The organism is Bizionia argentinensis JUB59, assembly GCF_000224335.1.
GTDB lineage: Bacteria > Bacteroidota > Bacteroidia > Flavobacteriales > Flavobacteriaceae > Algorimicrobium > Algorimicrobium argentinense.
In genome coordinates this window covers 44,396-64,289 of sequence record NZ_AFXZ01000012.1, presented here as the reverse complement: position 1 = coordinate 64,289, position 19,894 = coordinate 44,396, and the positions used below count along the sequence as shown (strand labels likewise).

General features: G+C 34.6%; 11 protein-coding genes. 6 read left to right on the top strand and 5 right to left on the bottom strand.

Annotation, left to right across the window (positions count from 1 at the left end; all coding sequences use genetic code 11):
* Window positions 1-63 precede the first annotated feature (63 nt).
* Window positions 64-6,126, bottom strand: a complete 6,063-nt coding sequence (locus tag BZARG_RS04555; RefSeq protein WP_040288032.1) for an alpha-2-macroglobulin family protein — start codon at window positions 6,124-6,126, stop codon at window positions 64-66.
* A 295-nt stretch (window positions 6,127-6,421) separates the two neighbouring features.
* Between BZARG_RS04555 and BZARG_RS04550 the strand changes: the two genes are divergently transcribed.
* The 5 genes from BZARG_RS04550 to BZARG_RS04530 all read left to right on the top strand — a co-directional run bounded on the left by BZARG_RS04550 (window position 6,422) and on the right by BZARG_RS04530 (window position 11,934).
* Window positions 6,422-7,375, top strand: a complete 954-nt coding sequence (locus BZARG_RS04550; protein ID WP_040288015.1) for a tetratricopeptide repeat protein — start codon at window positions 6,422-6,424, stop codon at window positions 7,373-7,375.
* Window positions 7,376-7,790: 415 nt separating this feature from the next.
* Entirely contained in the window at window positions 7,791-9,146 is a 1,356-nt protein-coding gene (locus tag BZARG_RS04545; RefSeq protein ID WP_008635986.1) for a UDP-N-acetylmuramate--L-alanine ligase, read from the top strand.
* Between the two features lie 109 nt (window positions 9,147-9,255).
* The gene (radC, locus tag BZARG_RS04540; RefSeq protein WP_008635996.1) at window positions 9,256-9,954 is read left to right on the top strand and encodes a RadC family protein; all 699 of its coding nucleotides are present in this window, start codon (window positions 9,256-9,258) and stop codon (window positions 9,952-9,954) included.
* Complete coding sequence (locus BZARG_RS04535; RefSeq protein ID WP_008635964.1) at window positions 9,954-11,255, top strand: polysaccharide deacetylase family protein; 1,302 nt, start codon at window positions 9,954-9,956, stop codon at window positions 11,253-11,255. Before radC ends, BZARG_RS04535 begins: the two co-directional genes overlap by 1 nt.
* Window positions 11,245-11,934, top strand: a complete 690-nt coding sequence (locus tag BZARG_RS04530; RefSeq protein WP_008635850.1) for a YjjG family noncanonical pyrimidine nucleotidase — start codon at window positions 11,245-11,247, stop codon at window positions 11,932-11,934. Before BZARG_RS04535 ends, BZARG_RS04530 begins: the two co-directional genes overlap by 11 nt.
* Window positions 11,935-11,970: 36 nt before the next feature.
* Here BZARG_RS04530 and BZARG_RS04525 read toward each other — a convergent pair whose 3' ends face one another.
* Entirely contained in the window at window positions 11,971-13,248 is a 1,278-nt protein-coding gene (locus BZARG_RS04525; protein WP_008635920.1) for a replication-associated recombination protein A, read from the bottom strand.
* Window positions 13,249-13,388: 140 nt separating this feature from the next.
* Here BZARG_RS04525 and BZARG_RS04520 point away from each other — a divergent pair, with 140 nt between their 5' ends.
* Window positions 13,389-14,141: a rhomboid family intramembrane serine protease gene (locus BZARG_RS04520; protein WP_008635921.1), complete on the top strand. Its 753-nt coding sequence runs from the start codon at window positions 13,389-13,391 to the stop codon at window positions 14,139-14,141.
* Here the strand turns inward: BZARG_RS04520 and rlmB are convergent, their stop codons facing one another.
* The 3 genes from rlmB to BZARG_RS04505 all read right to left on the bottom strand — a co-directional run bounded on the left by rlmB (window position 14,142) and on the right by BZARG_RS04505 (window position 19,817).
* Window positions 14,142-14,879, bottom strand: coding sequence for a 23S rRNA (guanosine(2251)-2'-O)-methyltransferase RlmB (gene rlmB, locus BZARG_RS04515; protein ID WP_008635991.1), 738 nt, complete (start codon window positions 14,877-14,879; stop codon window positions 14,142-14,144). It lies immediately after the preceding gene.
* Window positions 14,880-15,136: 257 nt separating this feature from the next.
* On the bottom strand, window positions 15,137-16,585 hold the full coding sequence (locus tag BZARG_RS04510) for a SusD/RagB family nutrient-binding outer membrane lipoprotein (protein ID WP_040288014.1): 1,449 nt from the start codon (window positions 16,583-16,585) through the stop codon (window positions 15,137-15,139).
* A 10-nt stretch (window positions 16,586-16,595) separates the two neighbouring features.
* Entirely contained in the window at window positions 16,596-19,817 is a 3,222-nt protein-coding gene (locus tag BZARG_RS04505; protein WP_008635897.1) for a SusC/RagA family TonB-linked outer membrane protein, read from the bottom strand.
* Between the last annotated feature and the right edge of the window lie 77 nt (window positions 19,818-19,894).

Sequence of the window (19,894 nt, the reverse complement as noted above, 5' to 3'; positions counted from 1 at the left end):
ATGCTAAAGTTAGTGTTTTAATGATTAGATTGTTGCAGATGTTTTAATTTTTGCTCCCAAAAGTTAATCCACAGAAATACGAACGCCTTCGCCGTGACTCGTAAATTCTGGTGCATACATACTTTGAATAGTCGTGATGCCATTACTCATGTTTCCAGCGTTATTAACGCGTAAATCATATTCAAATACATAAACACCTTTTGGCAGATAGTCGAAAAAGAAGTTTGTACTCGCATCTTTCGTGCTTTCATAGTAACCCAATACATCTTGCCATTTGTAGGTGGATAATACGTTTATAGGTTCCAATCCAGATGCGCGCATATCTTTCATATGAATGAATTCCATATCGCGATCACTTTGCAATTCAATACGTACACGAACCAAATCACCAACTTGCAAAGCTGTTTCTGAAGTGATTTCTGTAAGGACTTCGCCAGAATTTGTATTCGTTTTTTTGAATAGTTTTTTCTGTAATTGAAGTGGCGTTTTTGCTTTTGAAATTTTATCTAAATCTTCAAAATATTGCCAGTATAAACTTCCCCAAGCAATACCATCGCCTGTTTTGGTAAGTGTAACATCGGCCATTTCTGAATTTATTTCGGATCCATTCCAAGAGGTTTTATAATAACCCGTTCCAGCTTCCACTTTTACGGCTTCTAGTTTTGAAGGCTCTATCTTTTTATTACCTACTAAAACCGTCACGGCATCGGTTACCGACAACCAATCGCTGCCTTGCAATAAGAGGGCGTAAACGACATCACTTGTAGCTTTAGTAGATTCCCATTTATTGGTTTGCTTATTTTTTAATAACCACATTTTAAGATTATCAATATCATTTAGATTCTTGGTTTCATTTTGAATGCTAGATCCAACTTCTGAAAATACTTCTACCATCAAGGCTTGAGTTTCTATAGGTGCTTGGTACCAATGCCAAGATGCTTTATTCTCTTTCCAGTACATGCCCAACTCTTCATTGGTAATGCTTGTTTCATTTAAGGATCTTAATATTTTACTAGCCGTTTTATCAGCTTTCATTCTGTGTGAAATAAGTGTCATTAAACCTTTTCCATATAAAGATCGTGACAGCCAATATTTGTCAATTTGCGTTAAATAATAAGCCGAAATTTCTTTGACTTTTTTACTTTGTTTTACTTTAGGGAAAAAGCTTCGCATGTATAAATAATGTAATTGCGTATAGCTTAAATGGTCTTTACTTAAATCGACATCTTTTTGATATTTCGTTAATTGGTTGTATTCTTTTACAAATTGTGCATCTAGATAAGCAACGGCATTTTCAATCATGACAGATACCTCCTCATTATGTTGGGTGATGTTTAATTTGTCTAAATGACCGAATCCAGTAATAATATGTTGGGTAATAAAACGGTTTTCACTTCCGCCTTTAAACCATGGCCACGCGCCAGAATCCATTTGATTATATTCTAGTTTACCAATTGCATCTTGCAATTCATTAGTCATTTTATTCAAATCGAATAACAACGCAATACGTTTTTTCTGTTCGTTTTCACTTTGTGCATCACGTAACCAAGGAGTTTCTTGGATTAAAATACTTTTTAATTCCTGGTTTTTCTCAAGATTAGAAAGTAACGCATCCGAATTTCGCCATTGGTTAAATACTTCTTGAATACGCGGATTGCTTTTGGCTATATGACTTGCTAATGCGTTTGCGTAATAGCGACTGAATGTTTGCTCATTACAGTCGTAAGGATATTCCATTAAATAAGGTAATGCTTGAACTGCATACCAAGCTGGATTGGAAGTTATTTCCAATGTCAGGTTGTGGTTTTTTAAACTGGACGAGTTGTTATTCTTCAGTTTATCAAATCTAAACGTTTTCGTTTCGTTGCTTTTAACCCACATCGGTAAGGTTTCTGTTACCAACATACGATTGGATAAAACTGGCATGGCATTTTGTTCTCCATCACTAAAGTTTCCAGACTTCGCGACTATTTTATATTGAACCGCATCAACTGTATCTGGAATCGTTAAATTCCATGACACTTGTGTGTTGCCATGGGCGCCTACAGTAAAAGTATTCGAATTATCTGTATTGCTTAAAGCCTCATTAATAACGTTTCCTGTAATAGCATCCGTTAATTGCAATTGCGCTTGTCCTGATAATTTATTATCGGTTAAATTAGCAATTTTAGTGCTGATAGTAATTTCATCACCATGACGTAAAAAACGCGGTGCATTTGGAATCACCATCAATTCTTTTTGAGTAACGGTTTCTAAACTAGTGACTTTGCTTTCCAAGGTTTTGGTATGCGCCAATAATTGCAATTTCCATCGGGTTAGTGCTTCTGGTGTGGTGAAGCTAAAACTTACATTACCTTCACCATCTGTTTGCAACTGCGGAAAGAAAAAAGCTGTTTCTTGGAGATTTTTACGAATTGTAACACCTGTAAAGTCAGGCTTTTCAGATGTGGTTGACGAATCCTTGTCTTTTTTCGAATTATCATCCTCCATTTCGTATCCTAAAGGTGGTGGCCCCATAACAACATTATTGGCTGATTTATCTTCACGATTTAAGCCTGAATCTGTTACTACGCTTTCCTCCATGACTATATCATTTCTTTGAGTAAAATGATACATGTTTGTAGTATTAAAATAAAAACCAAACCAATTAAATTGATCATAAGCTTGATGCGGGAAATTAGCCTGGAAACGGGGTGCATTTTGAATTCTGAAACCACTTGTTCCAAAACTATAACGGGCGTTTCTATTCCAGTACGCTTGATACGTTGGCTTGTATAACGGATTAAACGACCAATCGTGTGGTTTAATTTGATCCAAAGACGCATCATACATACTCGCTAAAATTTCAGCAGAAACTTGATCGCCTCTTTGGCCTTTAATTTTAAATGCCCACGTTTCGTTGGTTCCTGGCTGTAACTTATCTCTAAAAGTTGTGGTTTCAATCTCCAAATCCGTTTTAGGGTACGGTACCGAAATTATTTCTGCTCCGGATACATAACTATTGGCAAAAGCAAAACTATAATGAACGGCAAAACCACCTAAATCGGTTTCATTAACAGGGATTGTAAGTGTTTTTTTATTGTTATTTAGGGTAATCAAATAGGTGTTAATGGTTTTTTTGTTTTTTTCAATGTCAACAGTAACAACAAGATTTTCTGCGGCAGAACCAAAGGTTATAGATACATTTTCGCTTGGCTGATATTCGCTTTTATTAGAGGTTACAGAAAACAACTTTTTATCGGCGACAGTTTTATCACTTTCGCTATATAAATTTGTTTTTGCTTCAGCTTTTACAACTTGGCCAAATTTATCAGTACTCTCAAATACGATAATATACTGACCTGAATCCCATTTTTTAATACTTCCTAAATCAATTGTTTTAGATTTTCCAGTATTAAAATTGGTTTCAAAAACGCGTTCGCCTTTTTTCCAATTAGCGGAATTATGCTCGTTTGCATAGGCATCATTTGGGAATTTTACTTTAAAATCGGCTTCTGAAAGCATCGGATAATCTGGAGCTTCCCATGGTCTGTTTCGTAAAACATATTCGGGTGCTTGAAGTTTATAAATTTTTAAACTACCAGAAGCTGTAACAAACTCACCATTTAGGTTTTTCGTATCGATAGCAATTGTTTGCTTTTTGGTTTTTTTGTCAAGCTGACTATCTACTGTAATAGAAGCCGTAATGGCATGATAACCAACATTAACAATGGTTTTACTACTGCGCGTTTCGCCATTAATATCTATAACATCGGCAATGACTTCGTAATTAAATATCGGTAAACTGCTTTTGTCAATACTGCTATCCGGAAGTGCTTTAAAGGTAATTTCAAATTCACCTTTATCATTAGTTGTACTTTCTCCATGCGTTATTTCTTGTGGTTCACTGTTAAACCAAGGACGATACCAATAATACCAATCCGGATATTGCACTTTTCTATGAACTTTGTAAACCACTTTTGCATTGGTAATATTACTGCCAGCGTAAGCCAAAGCACTTCCTTTTACAGTAATAGAATCGTTAACTTTAAACGTATCTGTTATTGGGTTGAATTTGGCTTCAAACTTCGGGCGTTTGTATTCTTCTACTGAAAATGATGTGGTTGCATCGTCTAAAGCATATTTTTTGGCTTCCAAATTAATTCGAAACTCTCCAGTTAATCCGGAATTTGGTAGAATGAATTCACCTGTAACAGAACCATAGTCATTAGTTTTAAGGGTTAAACGATAGACCTCTTCATCATTCACATTGTATAAAATAACCTCGGTTTCTTCATGTGCTAAAACGTCTGACTTTCCATCTATTGTTTTTATTAAAATACCTTTAAAATAAACCGTTTGCCCAGGTCTGTAAATGCTTCTGTCCGTAAAAACAAAACCATTATAACGTGTGGTTTCTGCGTTTAGAGTTTGCTTTTGATTAACATAATAATCACCAAAATAAGCCTTTTGCGTTTTAGAACTTGCTACAATCTTGACCTGCGACCAGCGACTTTGATCTTTATGAATTTTAATAGTTCCTTGTGCATCTGTAGTAAACGCTTTATGCAGCGTACCTCCATCATAATTCTTCTTATAAGATACTTTTATATCTAAATTTTGGAGTGGATGCCCATTATTCCTATTCACGAATTGATAGATTTGCTTGTCTGTATCCGATTTATCAACCAAAGCGATATTTGTTACTTGAATTGTTTGTATAGCGAACGTGTTTTCTTCATTATTCGTCTGGGCTATTATAACATAACGTCCATTTTCCAGGGGAGGTAAAAGGACTTCCGTTTGGTGTTGTTGGTAATCGCCTTCGTTTTTTAAAGAAGCTTCCCAAGTTTTGGAAACCTTAAGTTTTTCAATATAGGCTAATTGATTATCGTCTCGATATATACTATTTAACGTTTCAAATTCACTTTCGCTTAATTTATAGGCCTTAAAATGCAAAGTTTTTAAATTTCTATAGTTCACCAGTAAGCGCGCATCTTGTTGAATTGGCAGGTTACTTTCAGTATATATGCTTAAACTTTGAAGTTTAATTTTCTGTTGTAAAACCGCACATTTTTCAGCAGCTATACTTTTAGGAAATTTCTTAATTACGGTTTCGCAAAGCTGATAGGCTTCTTTAATTTGCCACTGTAAATCTGTGCCTGTTTTTGGGTTGAAATTACTGCCTTGAGTATACCATAATTGCCCAATTTCAAAATTGTATAAAGCAGATTGTTCCGAAGTATAAGCAGTACTTGATGTTTGTAAGGTTTGTAAAAACAAATCTTCTTTGTTATTGAAAGTAGCGTTTTCGGTCACAAATTTTAGGCGCGCTATATCAACATCTATCAACGCTTTGATGTTTGCTTCTTTTAAATGAAACCGAATCAGATTCTGATAAACTTTTAAAGCTTTTAGTTGTAAAGATGTACTGTCTTTCGATACGATTTGCAAACTTGAAAACTCTTTTGCATCACCTAAATATTCCGGAGTGTCAATTTTAAAATTATAAACTGGTTTGGTGATGCTGTTTTCATCCGTTTTGTAAAAATCGAGTGCATTGTTGGCTAATAAATCGTAAAGGCTTGGTCGGAATTGTTTGGAATTCGCTTGTTCAGAAATAATTACTTCATAATCAGAAATTGGTGTTTGTTGAAGAATTAACTTATTATTCAATGATTGATTAAAATGCATTTGAATTTCCGAAAAAAGGGTTTCCAAATCCCAAGTTCTGAAATCGCTATCATCTACTTTTTCTGATGTTTTCGTACGGTTATAAAATTTGCGTCTATTTTGTTGAAAATATTGCCAGTACATGGTAGCCAACATATTCTCCATAATATTTTTGGAAGGCGCTTTAACCTGGGCTATTTCGTTTTTAAACTCTGAAATAATTTGTAGTTGCGCTTCCTCCTCTAAGGTAAGTGCAAACTTACTTCTGTACAATAAGGATTTGATAATCTGTTGTTTGTTATTTTCTTTTTTCGCTTTGTCTGAAATTTTGGTTACGTGTTCTAAAGCCGATTTAGACAAACCATCGCTTTCCATTTTTTCAACTTGATCCCATAAACTGCTGTAATCAGAATTTTGTGCTTCAGTGAAATTGGCGAAAAGTACTATCATTATTAGTGCTGTGAGGTGTTTCATGTATTTATTCTTATAGCTGTTCCTAAATAAAACGGATTCGCTTCGGTTAAAATTAAGCATTTCAGGCGCGATTTCCATAATTAGAACTGTTTCAGGGTGTTTTTATTATCTAAAGTTAACATTCAAAAGCCGTTCCAAAAAAGTGATAATGTGCAAACACTCCTTTTGATTTCGTAAGACGTCATTTGTAGTAAGGGAAATATCTTCAGCAATTTGTTCAAATTGATAGTAACTTATATACTGAATACTAAAGTTTCAGTTTGAAAAGTTATCTTTGAAAATTCGACATCAACCTATGAGAAAGCTGCTATTGTGTTTATTGTTTCCGTTTTTGGGTGTGGCACAACAGACTTTAGATTCTGTTGAACAGTTGTTAGAACGAAAGCAATACAAAGAAGCAGAAGCCCTAATAAAACCTTATGTTATTAGTAATCCGAGGCATATAAAAAGTATCGAGATGTTAGGAGATACTTATGCCCATCAAGCCAAATGGGATGATGCAATAATTCAATATAAACATTTGATTACATTAGAACCAAATCAAGCAAATAATCAATATAAATATGGTGGTGCTTTGGGCATGAAAGCTCTTGAAGTTAATAAAATAAGCGCTTTAATGTTAGTTAGTGATATAGAAAATGCTTTTTTAAAAGCTTCACAATTAGATGCCAAACATATTGATGCACGTTGGGCTTTAGTAGAGTTTTATATGCAATTACCGGGTATTTTTGGAGGCAGTATTAAGAAATCATTAGAGTATGCGAATCAATTAGAAGCTCTTTCTAAAGTAGATGGTTATTTGGCTAAAGGAGCTATTTACGAATATGATAAAAAATCGGAATTAGCCGAGAAGTACTATAAAAAGGCGATTCAAGTTGGTGGATCCATTACCTGTTATGAAAAGCTTATCAATTTCTACGAAAAGCAACAGCAACCTAAAAAAGCGATTGCTGTTCTTGAAACGTCTCAAAAGGAGCATCAACGTAATGCAGCTTATTATCAAATAGGAAAATTAGCAGCAGAGAATAATATCCAACTTAAAAAAGGTAAAAGTTCTTTGTTCATTTATCTGTCCAGACATACTCCAGAGGAGAAGGAGCCTAAAGCTTGGGCGAATTATCGATTAGCACAAATTTACAAACACGAAAATCGCAAAACGGAAGCTTTGAAATATATTCAGTTAGCGATTGCGGAGTTGCCGATGATTGAAATTTTTAAGAAGGAGAAAAGGTTAATTGAAAGTGATTAGTGTTTCTCTGGAACCAGTTTTAGTTGTTTCTTGTTAGATTGCGAAGGTTTATTTAAATATTTAATAAATTTTCACGTGAATTTTAGCGTGTTTATGAGTTATAATTAATGCAATTCGTGTCAAAAATATTTTCTTGCAAAGGCGCAAAGTTATTAGTTGTTATGTTTTGTAGGATTAAAAACTCTCCACTTATCTCTGTCATATCTCTTTGAATCTGCGCGTAATAATTAGTCATAATTCGTGCAATTGGTGTAAAAAACATCTGTTTAAAACTAATAGTTCTTATTTCTTCGAGTATCTGCGCTTATCTTGGTATAAAAACCTGTATAATTCGTTTGATAAAAATATTTCTATCAAAATTATTAATTCAAATTAATTCCAATCCCTATCTTTACTTTTTATACAGAATAACTCTATGAACGTACATTTTATAGCCATAGGCGGTGCAGCGATGCATAATTTAGCCATTGCTTTACACAATAAAGGATATCTAGTAACAGGAAGTGATGATACTATTTTTAATCCTTCAAAATCTAGGTTAGAAGCTAAAGGATTATTGCCGGAATCATTTGGATGGTTTCCAGAAAAAATTTCTTCGACTTTAGATGCTGTTGTTTTAGGTATGCATGCCAAAGCTGATAATTCAGAGTTGTTAAAAGCTCAAGAACTAGGTTTGAAAATCTATAGTTACCCAGAGTTTCTCTACGAACAATCTAAAACTAAAACGCGTGTGGTTATTGGTGGTAGTCATGGAAAAACGACTATTACTTCTATGATCTTGCATGTCATGCATTTTCACGATCGTGATGTAGACTATATGGTTGGCGCACAATTGGAAGGTTTTGATGTGATGGTGAAACTGACGGACGACAATGATTTTATTGTTTTAGAAGGCGATGAATATTTAAGCTCACCAATAGATATGCGACCAAAATTCCATTTATATAAACCAAATATAGCCTTGTTAAGTGGTATTGCTTGGGACCATATTAATGTGTTTCCAACTTATGAAAATTATGTGGAGCAGTTTGAAATATTTGTGGATAGCATTGTAAACGGTGGAAGTATAAGCTATAATGCGGAAGATGCTGAAGTAGTAAGAGTTGTAGAAGCTTCTGAAAATCCAATTCGTAAATTACCATATTATACACCAGAATATATAGTTGAAAATGGCGAAACGCTTTTGGAAACACCAGAAGGACCACTTCCGATTGAGATTTTCGGAAAACACAATCTAAATAATTTAGCAGGAGCCAAATGGATTTGCCAACATATGGGAATTGACGAAGATGATTTCTACGAAGCCATTGCCACATTTTCAGGTGCCAGCAAACGATTAGAGAAAATTGCTGAAAGTAAAACGAGTGTGGCTTATAAAGATTTTGCCCATTCGCCAAGTAAAGTTTTAGCAACCACACAAGCTGTAAAAGCACAGTATGAAAGTAAGAAATTAATAGCCTGCTTGGAACTTCACACCTATAGTAGTTTGAGTGCAGAATTTCTAAAAGAATATAAAGGAGCTTTAGATGCTGCAGATGTAGCTGTTGTTTTCTATTCGCCAGATGCCGTTGAAATTAAGAAGTTAAAATCTGTTTCAAAAGAACAAATTGCTAATGCTTTTGAATTTGAAAACTTACTTATTTATACGGATCCTGAAGAATTTAAGTCGTTCTTATTCTCAGAAAAATTTAAGGATACAGCCTTGTTATTAATGAGTTCAGGGAATTATGGTGGATTGGATTTTGATGAGGTAAAGAAATTGATGAACTAATCGATTTTTTTAAGGGTTAGGTTTTATTTCAATATACCAAATGAAGAAGGTCTAATTATTTAAGACCCATTTAATTGCAGTTGACTTCTACAATTTCTATATTTAATCCATGCAGGATAAACCACAATCATTTTCCATTAAAAATTGGAGCCAAGACGATCAACCACGCGAAAAATTACGAGACAAAGGCAAAGCAGCTTTAAGCGATGCCGAATTGGTGGCCATTATAATTGGTTCTGGAAATCGTACTGAAAGTGCACTGGATTTATGCAAGCGTATTTTGGCAAGTGTCGATAATAATTTAAGCCAACTCGGAAAATTAAGTCTCACACAACTCATGGCTTTTAAAGGAATTGGTGAAGCAAAGGCTATTTCTATTGCTGCTGCTATGGAACTGGGAAGAAGACGTAGAGGTGAAGAAGCTTTGGAACGAAAAAAGATAACCTCCAGCGTTTCTGTTTTCGAGCTTATGCAACCCATAATTGGCGAATTGCCACATGAAGAGTTTTGGATTATCTATTTAAACAATTCTAATAAAGTTTTACAAAAACAACAATTGAGCAAAGGTGGAATTACAGGTACGCTGGTAGATGTTCGTTTGGTTCTTAAAACTGCTTTGGAGTTTGGTGCCGTAGGCATAATTTTAGCCCACAATCATCCTTCAGGAACATTAAAACCGAGTGAAGCAGATAAGCAAATTACTCAAAAATTAAAAAAAGCAGGCGAAAGTTTAGATATTAAAGTTCTCGATCATCTGATAATTACTGAAAAGGCTTATTTTAGCTTCGCTGACGATAACTTACTCTAATGATACTCATATATACGCATCAAATAACACCACGAATTAAGTATGCATTTAAGCACATATTTACCAGAGTATTACAAATACCCGTATCATTTACAACAACGGTTGAGGATTTTATTTCACATAATTCCTTAAAAATGTCTTATACTAAACAGCCATTAGGAAATGAGTTGTTTGTTAAAAGTAACGATTTAATGTTTGAGCAGGGCTTGTCCGATGTTGAGATTCAAGTTCATGACTGGGAGGAAACTAAATGTTTTTTTGCCACTAATGAAAAGAGTTGTATTCCATATGATCTTTTTGCAGCTACTTTCTATATGCTAAGTCGCTATGAAGAGTATTTGCCACATGTAAAAGATGAATATGGTCGTTTTACTGCCGTTGAGAGCTTAGCGTTTAATCACAGTTTTTTACACCAACCAGTAGTCGATATTTGGGCTTACAAATTCAAGAAAATATTAGAAACTAAATATCCTGATTTTATATTTCCAAAGAGAAGTTATGCTATAAAGAATATTATAGATGTGCCTTCAGCTTATGAATTTAAATTAAAAGGCTTAATGCGCACGTTTGGCGGTGCGCTTAAGGATTTATCAGGCTTTAAGTTTCATAAATTGTATATACGTTCGATGGTCTTATTAGGCTTGAAACACGATCCAGACGATACGTTTAAATATATAATTAACAGGCAGAAACAATATAAAACTAAATTTCAGTTTTTCTTTTTGTTAGGCGATTATTCTACTTATGATAAAGGTATCAATGCTCAAAGAAAGGAACTGATTTCTTTGATAAAGCAAGTAGCAGATTACTGCAGTGTCGGTTTAAAAGCCTCCTATTTTGCTTTAGATAATATCAAAATTTTAAAAAAAGAAAAAAAGCGCATGGAGTCTATTTTAAACACCTCTTTGTTGGCATCTAGACATTCGTTTTCGAAATTGAATATTCCTAAATCTTATCGGAATCTAGTTGAAATAGAGATTTTGGAAGATTATACCATGGGTTATGTCAATCAAGTTGGTTTTCGAGCAGGAACCTGCACACCTTTTTTCTTTTACGATTTGGATTTTGAGATACAAACCCCATTAAAAATAACGGCGTATCATGTTTTAGATTATACGCTTTTAAGACATCAATCATTATTAGATAAAAAAGAAGCTTTACAGCGAGTTATCAATCAAGTCAAAATGGTAGATGGCGAATTTGTATCTGTTTTTCATAACTATACATTCAGTGATAAAGAACGATGGAGTGGCTATAAAGAATTGTTTAATATGATATTAGAATCTACAAATGAAGCTTAACGGAATTACAGATGTTTTTTTTGATTTAGACCATACATTATGGGATTTTGATAAAAATTCGGCATTAACTTTTGAAAAAATATTTAAGACGCATAATATTGAAGTTGATATTATTGGTTTCTTAAAAATATATGAACCAATAAACTTAAGGTATTGGAAACTATATCGTGATGATCAAATAGATAAGGATTCACTGCGTTACCGAAGGTTAAAAGATAGTTTTGAAGCGATGGATGCGGCCATTACGGATGATTTAATATATAAATTGGCGGATGACTATGTATTGAGCTTATCGACTTTTAATTTTTTGTTCGATGGAACTTTAGAACTATTGGATTATTTAAAGCCAAATTACCGTTTGCATATTATTACGAACGGCTTTCAGGAATCGCAGCATAAAAAGTTAGAACAGTCTAAAATTTTAGATTACTTCCATACCGTTACCAATTCCGAATTAGCAGGTGTTAAAAAGCCTAACCCTATTATTTTCGACTATGCCTTAAATATGGCAACGACAAAAAAAGCTAAAAGTATTATGATTGGTGATAACATGGAAGCGGATATTTTAGGCGCCTTAAGTTACGGTATAGATGCCATTTGTTTTAATTATCACGGCGTTAAAATTGAAGATAATATAAAGCAGGTTACAAGTTTGATAGATTTAAAATCTTACCTCTAGGCAAAAATCAAATTTTAATTTTATCAGATTAAACTATTAATATCCGTATTTATCTTGCCAACGATTCTTTAAAAATTCGCGATGTGCATTTTCGCGCGCATTATTACCAGGCTCATAAAATTTGGTATTGCTTATTTCCTGTGGTAAAAACTCTTGTTTAGCAAAATTGTTCTCATAGCTATGTGCATATTGGTAGTTTTCGCCATATCCAATTTCCTTCATGAGTTTTGTAGGTGCGTTTCTTATGGATAGGGGCACGCTTAAATCGCCTGTTTGCTTAACTATTTGTTGGGCATGATTTATTGCCATATATGCCGCGTTACTTTTAGGAGAACAAGCTAAATAGGTAATACATTGGCTTAAAATAATTCGTGATTCAGGATGGCCAATAGTGGATACAGCCTGAAACGTATTATTGGCAATTACTAAAGCTGTGGGGTTGGCATTTCCAATATCTTCACTAGCTAAAATTAATAAACGCCTAGCAATAAACTTAACATCTTCGCCGCCTTCTATCATACGTGCCAGATAGTAAACAGCCGCATTTGGGTCGCTACCACGAATGGATTTTATAAGCGCCGAAATAATATCGTAATGTTGTTCACCAGTTTTGTCATAGCGAGCTGTATTACTTTGGATGCGTTGTGTAACCAATTCGTTGGTAATTACTATATCTTCGGTTTCATGCGAATTGACAATCAATTCAAAAATATTCAATAGTTTCCTTGCATCACCGCCCGAAACACGCAATAGGGCTTCGGTTTCCTTAAGTGTGATTTTTTTTTGCGACAAGTAGCTATCTTCTTCCATGGCACGCTTTAAAAGTGCTTCTAAATCAGCTTTATTAAAAGCATTTAGTATATAAACTTGACAACGCGATAATAAGGCTGGAATAACTTCAAAACTTGGGTTTTCAGTGGTAGCGCCAATTAGCGTTACCCAACCTTTTTCAACGGCTTGTAATAATGAGTCTTGTTGCGATTTACTAAAGCGATGAATTTCATCAATAAATAGTATGGGGTTTTTGGTGGTAAATAATCCACCAGATTGTTTTGCTTTATCTATAACCTCGCGAATATCTTTAACTCCAGAATTTATAGCACTTAACGTATAAAATGGTCTCTTGGATTCTGTAGCAATAATATTTGCTAAAGTGGTTTTACCTATTCCTGGTGGTCCCCAAAGAATTAGAGACGGGATTAAGCCCTGTTTTATTTGATTGGTTAACGTACCATTTGGCCCCACTAAATGCGCTTGACTTATATACTCATCAAGTGATTTAGGTCTTAAACGTTCTGCTAAAGGTTCATTCATGTGGTAAATTTATAATATAATAGGAACAATAAGATTGGTTTCGTACATTTTGATTAACAATTTGTAATAAAGCTATTATTTTTATGACTGACAATTTTTCAGACGCGTAATAATGGTTAACTATTTGTTAAAGATTAGTTATGAAAAGTCAAGAAGAATTTAAGTTTTCTAATAGCGTGGTTTTAGTACCTGTGGCATTTACTTTGTTAATATGGTTGGTGTTCTGGGTTGAAATTCGCTTTCGAGTAAACTTTACTGTTTTCGGTATTTTTCCTCAAAAATTATCGGGGTTGCGCGGAGTTATATTTAGTCCATTTATTCATTCGGGAATTACGCACCTCTATCATAACACCATTCCGCTATTTGTTTTAACCGCTGGTTTGTTTTACTTCTATAGGCAAATGGCATGGAAAATACTGATTTTAGGTATTATACTTTCAGGCCTCTTAACGTGGGGTATTGGAAGACCTGCATATCATATTGGTATTAGTGGATTAATTTATGTTTTGGTAAGTTTTTTGTTTTTTAAAGGAATTATCACCAAACACTTCCGATTAATAGCGTTGAGTTTACTGGTTATTTTTCTATATGGAAGTATGATTTGGTATGTGCTACCAATAAAAGATGGTGTTTCTTGGGAAGGCCATTTATCAGGTTTAATTGTGGGCTTTGTATTTGCCTTTATTTTTAAAAAGGATATTCCAAAGCCCAGTAAATACCATTGGGAACAACCAAGTTATAATGAAGCCGATGATCCTTTTTTAAAGCATTTTGATGCCGATGGAAATTTTGTTGAAAGCCAACCCGAACCAGAAACAGTATTACCTGAAAAAAGTGAAAATAATTCACAAGGACTAACTATTAATTATATTTTTAAAAAGTCAGACGATTGATTAAACTAAACGCTGTCTAACTACTTCGTAAAGAAATGCGCCACAGGCAACAGAAACATTTAAAGATTCTATAGTGCCAAGAAGTGGAAGTTTAGCTTTATGATCGGCTAGTTTTAAAACAGAGGGATTAATTCCGCGTCCTTCAGAGCCCATAATAATAGCGCACGGTCCAGTGAAATCTATATCATAAATCGTGTCATTTGTTTTTTCTGTAGCAGCTATAAGCTTTATGCCTGAAGCTTGCATGTGAAACATGGCATCTTTTATATGGTCCACGCGGCAAATAGGCATTTTAAAAACAGCGCCAGCACTTGTTTTAATGGTATCACCATTTATAGGAGCGCTTCCTTTTTTCTGAATAATAATCCCATTAACACCAGTACATTCTGCTGTTCGAATAATAGCTCCAAAATTACGAACATCACTCAATTGATCCAATAGTAAAAACAGGGGTGTTTTACCTGATTCAATAACATCCAAAACTAAATCCTCAATGTCATAGTAAGCAATAGGCGATATTTGCGCCACAACACCTTGATGGTTACTGGAGGTTAGACGGTTTAACTTTTCTACAGGAACATAAGATGCATTTATACCTTCTTTTCTGATCAATGACTCCAACTCGTGCGAAAGCCCACCTTGTAAACCTTTTTGAATAAAAATTTTTTCAATTGTTTTTCCAGCTTGAATTGCTTCAATTACCGAATGTAAGCCAAAAATTTGTGTCTCATTTTCCATAAAACAAAGGTATAAAAAAACCACCTGTGTTGAGGTGGTTTTTAAAGTAATAATGTTTCCTGGTTTTTAAATAGCATTTTATTGAAATATTATTTTCTGAAACCAAGTTATAATTCTTACTTGAATATCTGACGTCTGATCTTTTATCAAGCTGTATTGTAATAATTACATTTAGTCATAAAAAAACCAGAGAAGTTAACTTCTCTGGTTTAGTTTTTTTAAAATATTCCCAGCTTATTTTATACTGGTTTTATTTTTTAATTTATATCCCAAAATAATTTCGTGGATTGCGCGTCTCCGCCGGCACCTAAACCGCTAGAGCCATCTGCCCAGTTAGTACTATTAAGGTTTTGTTCATCAATTGGATACGTGTATCTGTTTGGAACAGGTAAACCAGATTCAACAGCAATATTCAATGTTGGTGCATCAAATTTTCTCCAAACGGTCCAACCTTCAAAACCTCTATTGTACATAGCTAACCAAAATTGAGTACCTATTTTTTCTCTCCATGTTCCTGGAGCTGAAGCATAGGCAACATCGGTTCTTGCTAAATACCCAATAACATCTCCAGGTGAACCTCCCCAATATTCAATTGAAGCAGTTATACCATTTGTGTAAAAGAAACTAGCAGATCCACCAACATTAAATGTTTGTTCGGCAGCTTCGGCTAAATAAAAGGAAACTTCAGCGTAATCCATTAATACACCTGCAAATGTTGCCTCGTGCAATAGAGCACCTAAATGAGTGTTTGTAGAAAAATCGTTAAAATCACCATAAGGTCCACCAACGAAAGTACCTGCTCCTAAATTTTCTTTAAAATACAAAGGTCTTCTAGGATCATTTTTGGTGTTCATAATGTCTACCATAGTATTAGTCGCTACAAAGTCTGAACGTCCAGATTGCACTAAATCTAACCATAGTGGATTTGTGTTTGGTGTTGCACTTTGGTAATTTAATAAAGCATTGTCTGCATTAGAAGTAAATACGCCTGATAGTGCGGCAGTTTCCACAGTGCTTCTTGATAAAGTTGGGTTAACATCAGATAAACGAATACCAACTCGTAGTTTTAAAGAGTTAGCAAACTTTTTCCAAGCAGCCATATTACCTCCATAAATTCTATCCGCAGTATTATCAAATCCATCAGCAGTATCAAAGTCAGCAATCACGGCGTCTAATCTGTTTATTAGATCTGGATAAATTACCGTTGCTGGATCATCGTATGCAGGTAGCGGAAATTGCTCTATGTCTAGTGCTTCCGTATATGGAATGTTTCCAAAGCTATCAGTCAGTAATTGCCAAGCATATACTGAAAGCACCTCTATTTGTGCAACTCTACCAGCTTTTTCTGAAGCTGTTAACTCTGTGTTTGCTAAAACTTTGCTTTTAGAGTCTTTTAGGTCAAATAATACATTTGTATTAATTATTGTCCAGTGGGTATCTGTTATACCTCTACCGTTTAAATCATAGTTAGATTCGTCAACATAAGTTACTTGTGTAAAGTATTGCGCAAATAGCTTAAATACATTTCGATTCTGATTTGTACTGGACATTTGATCTACCAAACTTTTAGTTGCAGAAGTGAACAATACATCTGCCGTAACCTCAGTAGGGTTTTTAGGATCCTGATTTAAGCGATCATATTTTTCATCGCTCATACATGAAAATACAAGCGTGAGCGTAAGGATTGAAATAAAGATTTTTTTCATAATATTTTTATTAAAATTGTAGTTTTAAACTAGCTCCTACTTCTCTAATTGAAGGATAAGAGCCTGATTGATACCCTTGAATATTTCCAGAGCTTAATCCAGCTTCAGGATCTGCAAAAGGCACATTTTTGTGAATTATCCATAAGTTTTTACCTATTACTGAAAGTGAAATATTAGTGAAAGGTAATTTATCGATTAATTTATCACCTAATTTATACGTTAGGCTCATTTCTCTTAGCTTAACAAAAGATGCATCATAAATATGTGCTGCATTTGGGTTTCTAGAGTATCCCCAAGGGTTTGCTGAATTTGTTGCGCTAGCACGAACCGTATTAGGTGTTCCATCTGCTTGTACACCATCAAGTATAACTCCACCACTGTTAGATCCGCTTGTTACTGGGTTTCTTACTGGGTTTCCTAAATCGTTATTTGCTGCAGTAAAATCGTATAAACCAGTTGAGTAACCATACCAAGTATCTAATGAGAATACATCACCACCTTCTTGGATATCAATTAAAAAACTTAAGCTCAAGTTTTTATAAGATACTGAATTGATTATACCAGCTTTCCAGTCTGGAGTAACATTTCCAATAACTTCATTAGAAGTAGCTGATTGTAAATAGTAACCAGTTGCTCCTATGATTTTCCCTCCATTTGCGTGATACTGATAATCTGAACCTCTAATTGTTCCATAAGGTTCACCAGGTGTTGCATTTATAGAAATACCTCCTTGTAAGCCTGCTAACTGAAGATTTTCGATACCTTCAAGCAATTCAACAACTTGACTTTCATTTTTAGCCCAGTTTACAGAAATATCCCATTTGAAATTTTCACTTTTTATAGGCGTACCAAAAACTTGTAGTTCAAGACCTTTATTTTCAATAGTACCAGCATTTAACCATCTTGATCCGTAACCTGTAGAACTAGAATATGGAACGTTTACAATTTGATCTTCGGTTAGTGTGTTGTAATATGCGACATCAAAACCTGCTCTTCTGTTAAAGAAAGACATGTCTACACCAAACTCATAAGACTTTTGTCTTTGTGGTTTAAGGCCTAAGTTATTTAAAGAAGGCCCGTTAGAAGCGACACCAGACCCATCAAAAGGAGCGGCAATATTATATGTATTATATACTCTGTATGGGCCAGTATCATCACCAACTTCAGCATAATTTGCTCTTAACTTCCCAAAAGATAACCATTTTGCATCAATAAATTGACTAAAAACGAAACTACCAGAAACTGAGTAATAACCATATGTATTATTCTCTTGTGGTAAGGCAGAAGAACGATCTCTTCTGTATGTACCTTCTATAAAAGCAAAACCATCATAGCCTAAACTTGCTCTTGCAAAAAGACCGTCTACCATTTTGGTAGCCTCGTATTCGTTAGGCGCAATAATAGGGCTCACAGAGTTAGATAATGAATACAATCCAGGAATACCTAAACCACCATTTGTTTGTGCTCTTATAGAGTTCCATGTTTGTCTTCTTAGGTTAAATCCAATGTTACCATCTAAATTTAACTTATCACTTAAATCTCTATTAAAGTTTAAAAATAAGTCCGTATTATATTCAGCAACTTGATTGTTAAATCTACTATAGCTAGATACGTTTGCACTCGATACATTTGTGCGCTCTTCTTGTAGCTCTGTAAAAGTATCATACGTAAACCTACCCATTAGGCTAATCCAATCGTTTAACTCGTAATTTAGAGCGACGTTTCCAAAATACCTATTTCTAGAATCTGTTTCATAGTTTTCATAGAAAGTCCAATAAGGGTTATCAGAATATTTTGCAGTCAGGTCTGTAGAAGAGGCTGTGTTCCATGTAATGTTTTCACGCGTAGCGAAATAAGCGTCTTTTTGACCTTTTAAATCAACGTTTGTTTGCCACCATTGTCTAAACTGTTGCATTACGTTGTTAGAATCGTAACCAGTTCCATATCGACCTTTACCACTTGTTTTCGTATAGGTAAATGACGTGGACGCAGTTAATTTGTCGGTAAATTTATGAGAGCCATTGAAATTTATAGAGTTTCTTTTAATTTCACTATTAGGTAAATTTCCCTCTTGTATCATATTGGTATAACCAAGTCTGAAGCTACTAGTGTCGTTTGAGCCGTCTAAAGCTACAGAATTCACATAAGTACTAGACGTTCCCCAAACATAGTTTGGATCATTTTCACCAGCTAACCATGGCTTTGCTTGTTTGTATGTATCCAATTGTGGAAACCAAGAATCCCATTGATAAACATATAGGTTAGGATCGAATGGAGCACCATAAGATGCATCTTCTGTTGTAGGTGTTACAAGATCCATATTACCATCGCCATTAAAATCCTCATAATTAAAATAACCATCAGGAGAAGCGTAATAAGTTCCGTAACCAGCACCGTATTTGTCTTGGTAAGTAGGAAGCGTTTCTTTATCAGCGCGTCCCACCATTGTACTTGAACTAACAGTAACACCTATACCTTTTTTAGTCGTTCCTTTTTTAGTCGTAATAATTATAGCACCATGCATTCCTCTAGAACCGTAAAGAGCAGTAGCGGCCGCACCTTTTAGTACGTTTATTGAGGCAATATCATCTGGGTTAACATCCGATGCTGCGTTACCGTAGTCATAACCACCCGCACCGCTTTGTTGGCTAGATGTGTTTGTATTTTGATTGCTAATTGGCACTCCATCAATTACAAAAAGAGCTTGGTTGTTTCCAGAAAGGGAGTTATTACCTCTAATTACAACATTGGTGGACCCACCTAAAGTACCAGAGCTTTTAATATCTAAACCAGCTACTTTACCAGATAAAGAATTTACAAAGTTTTGGCTTTGAACTGTAGAAACAGCATCCCCATCTAGTTCTTGAGTAGCGTACCCAAGACTTTTCTTTTCTCTTTTAATACCAAGTGCTGTTACAACAATTTCATCTAAAGTGTTGTCTGGCACTAAGGAAATGTTTATTTGGTTAGATGCTCCAACTGTTTTAGACTGGCTGGCATGCCCCACATAACTATAAATTAATACATCTCCTACTTGGGCAGTAATTGAATAGCTACCATCAAAATCGGTTGATGTACCAGTATTAGTTCCTTGAATAATTATTGTTGCCGTTGGTAGCGGCAATCCGTTTTCTTCAGAAACCGTTCCTGAAATTGTTTTTTCCTGCGCAAACGTTAGTTGCACAACAAACGCCATTAAGAGCGTTAAAATTCCACTAAACTTTGTTTTCATTATTCTATATTTTTTGAATTAATCTCTTCAAAAATCATAATAAAAAGTTAAAGTACCAATAAATTATGGTTAAAGTT

Excerpts from the sequence above, each read along its gene's own strand:
- BZARG_RS04555 (WP_040288032.1), bottom strand. The coding sequence starts at position 6,126 with ATGAAACACCTCACAGCACTAATAATGATAGTACTTTTCGCCAATTTC.
- radC (WP_008635996.1), top strand. The coding sequence starts at position 9,256 with ATGCAGGATAAACCACAATCATTTTCCATTAAAAATTGGAGCCAAGAC.
- BZARG_RS04525 (WP_008635920.1), bottom strand. The coding sequence starts at position 13,248 with ATGAATGAACCTTTAGCAGAACGTTTAAGACCTAAATCACTTGATGAG.
- BZARG_RS04530 (WP_008635850.1), top strand. The coding sequence starts at position 11,245 with ATGAAGCTTAACGGAATTACAGATGTTTTTTTTGATTTAGACCATACA.
- rlmB (WP_008635991.1), bottom strand. The coding sequence starts at position 14,879 with ATGGAAAATGAGACACAAATTTTTGGCTTACATTCGGTAATTGAAGCA.
- BZARG_RS04535 (WP_008635964.1), top strand. The coding sequence starts at position 9,954 with ATGATACTCATATATACGCATCAAATAACACCACGAATTAAGTATGCA.
- BZARG_RS04505 (WP_008635897.1), bottom strand. The coding sequence starts at position 19,817 with ATGAAAACAAAGTTTAGTGGAATTTTAACGCTCTTAATGGCGTTTGTT.
- BZARG_RS04520 (WP_008635921.1), top strand. The coding sequence starts at position 13,389 with ATGAAAAGTCAAGAAGAATTTAAGTTTTCTAATAGCGTGGTTTTAGTA.
- BZARG_RS04510 (WP_040288014.1), bottom strand. The coding sequence starts at position 16,585 with ATGAAAAAAATCTTTATTTCAATCCTTACGCTCACGCTTGTATTTTCA.
- BZARG_RS04545 (WP_008635986.1), top strand. The coding sequence starts at position 7,791 with ATGAACGTACATTTTATAGCCATAGGCGGTGCAGCGATGCATAATTTA.
- BZARG_RS04550 (WP_040288015.1), top strand. The coding sequence starts at position 6,422 with ATGAGAAAGCTGCTATTGTGTTTATTGTTTCCGTTTTTGGGTGTGGCA.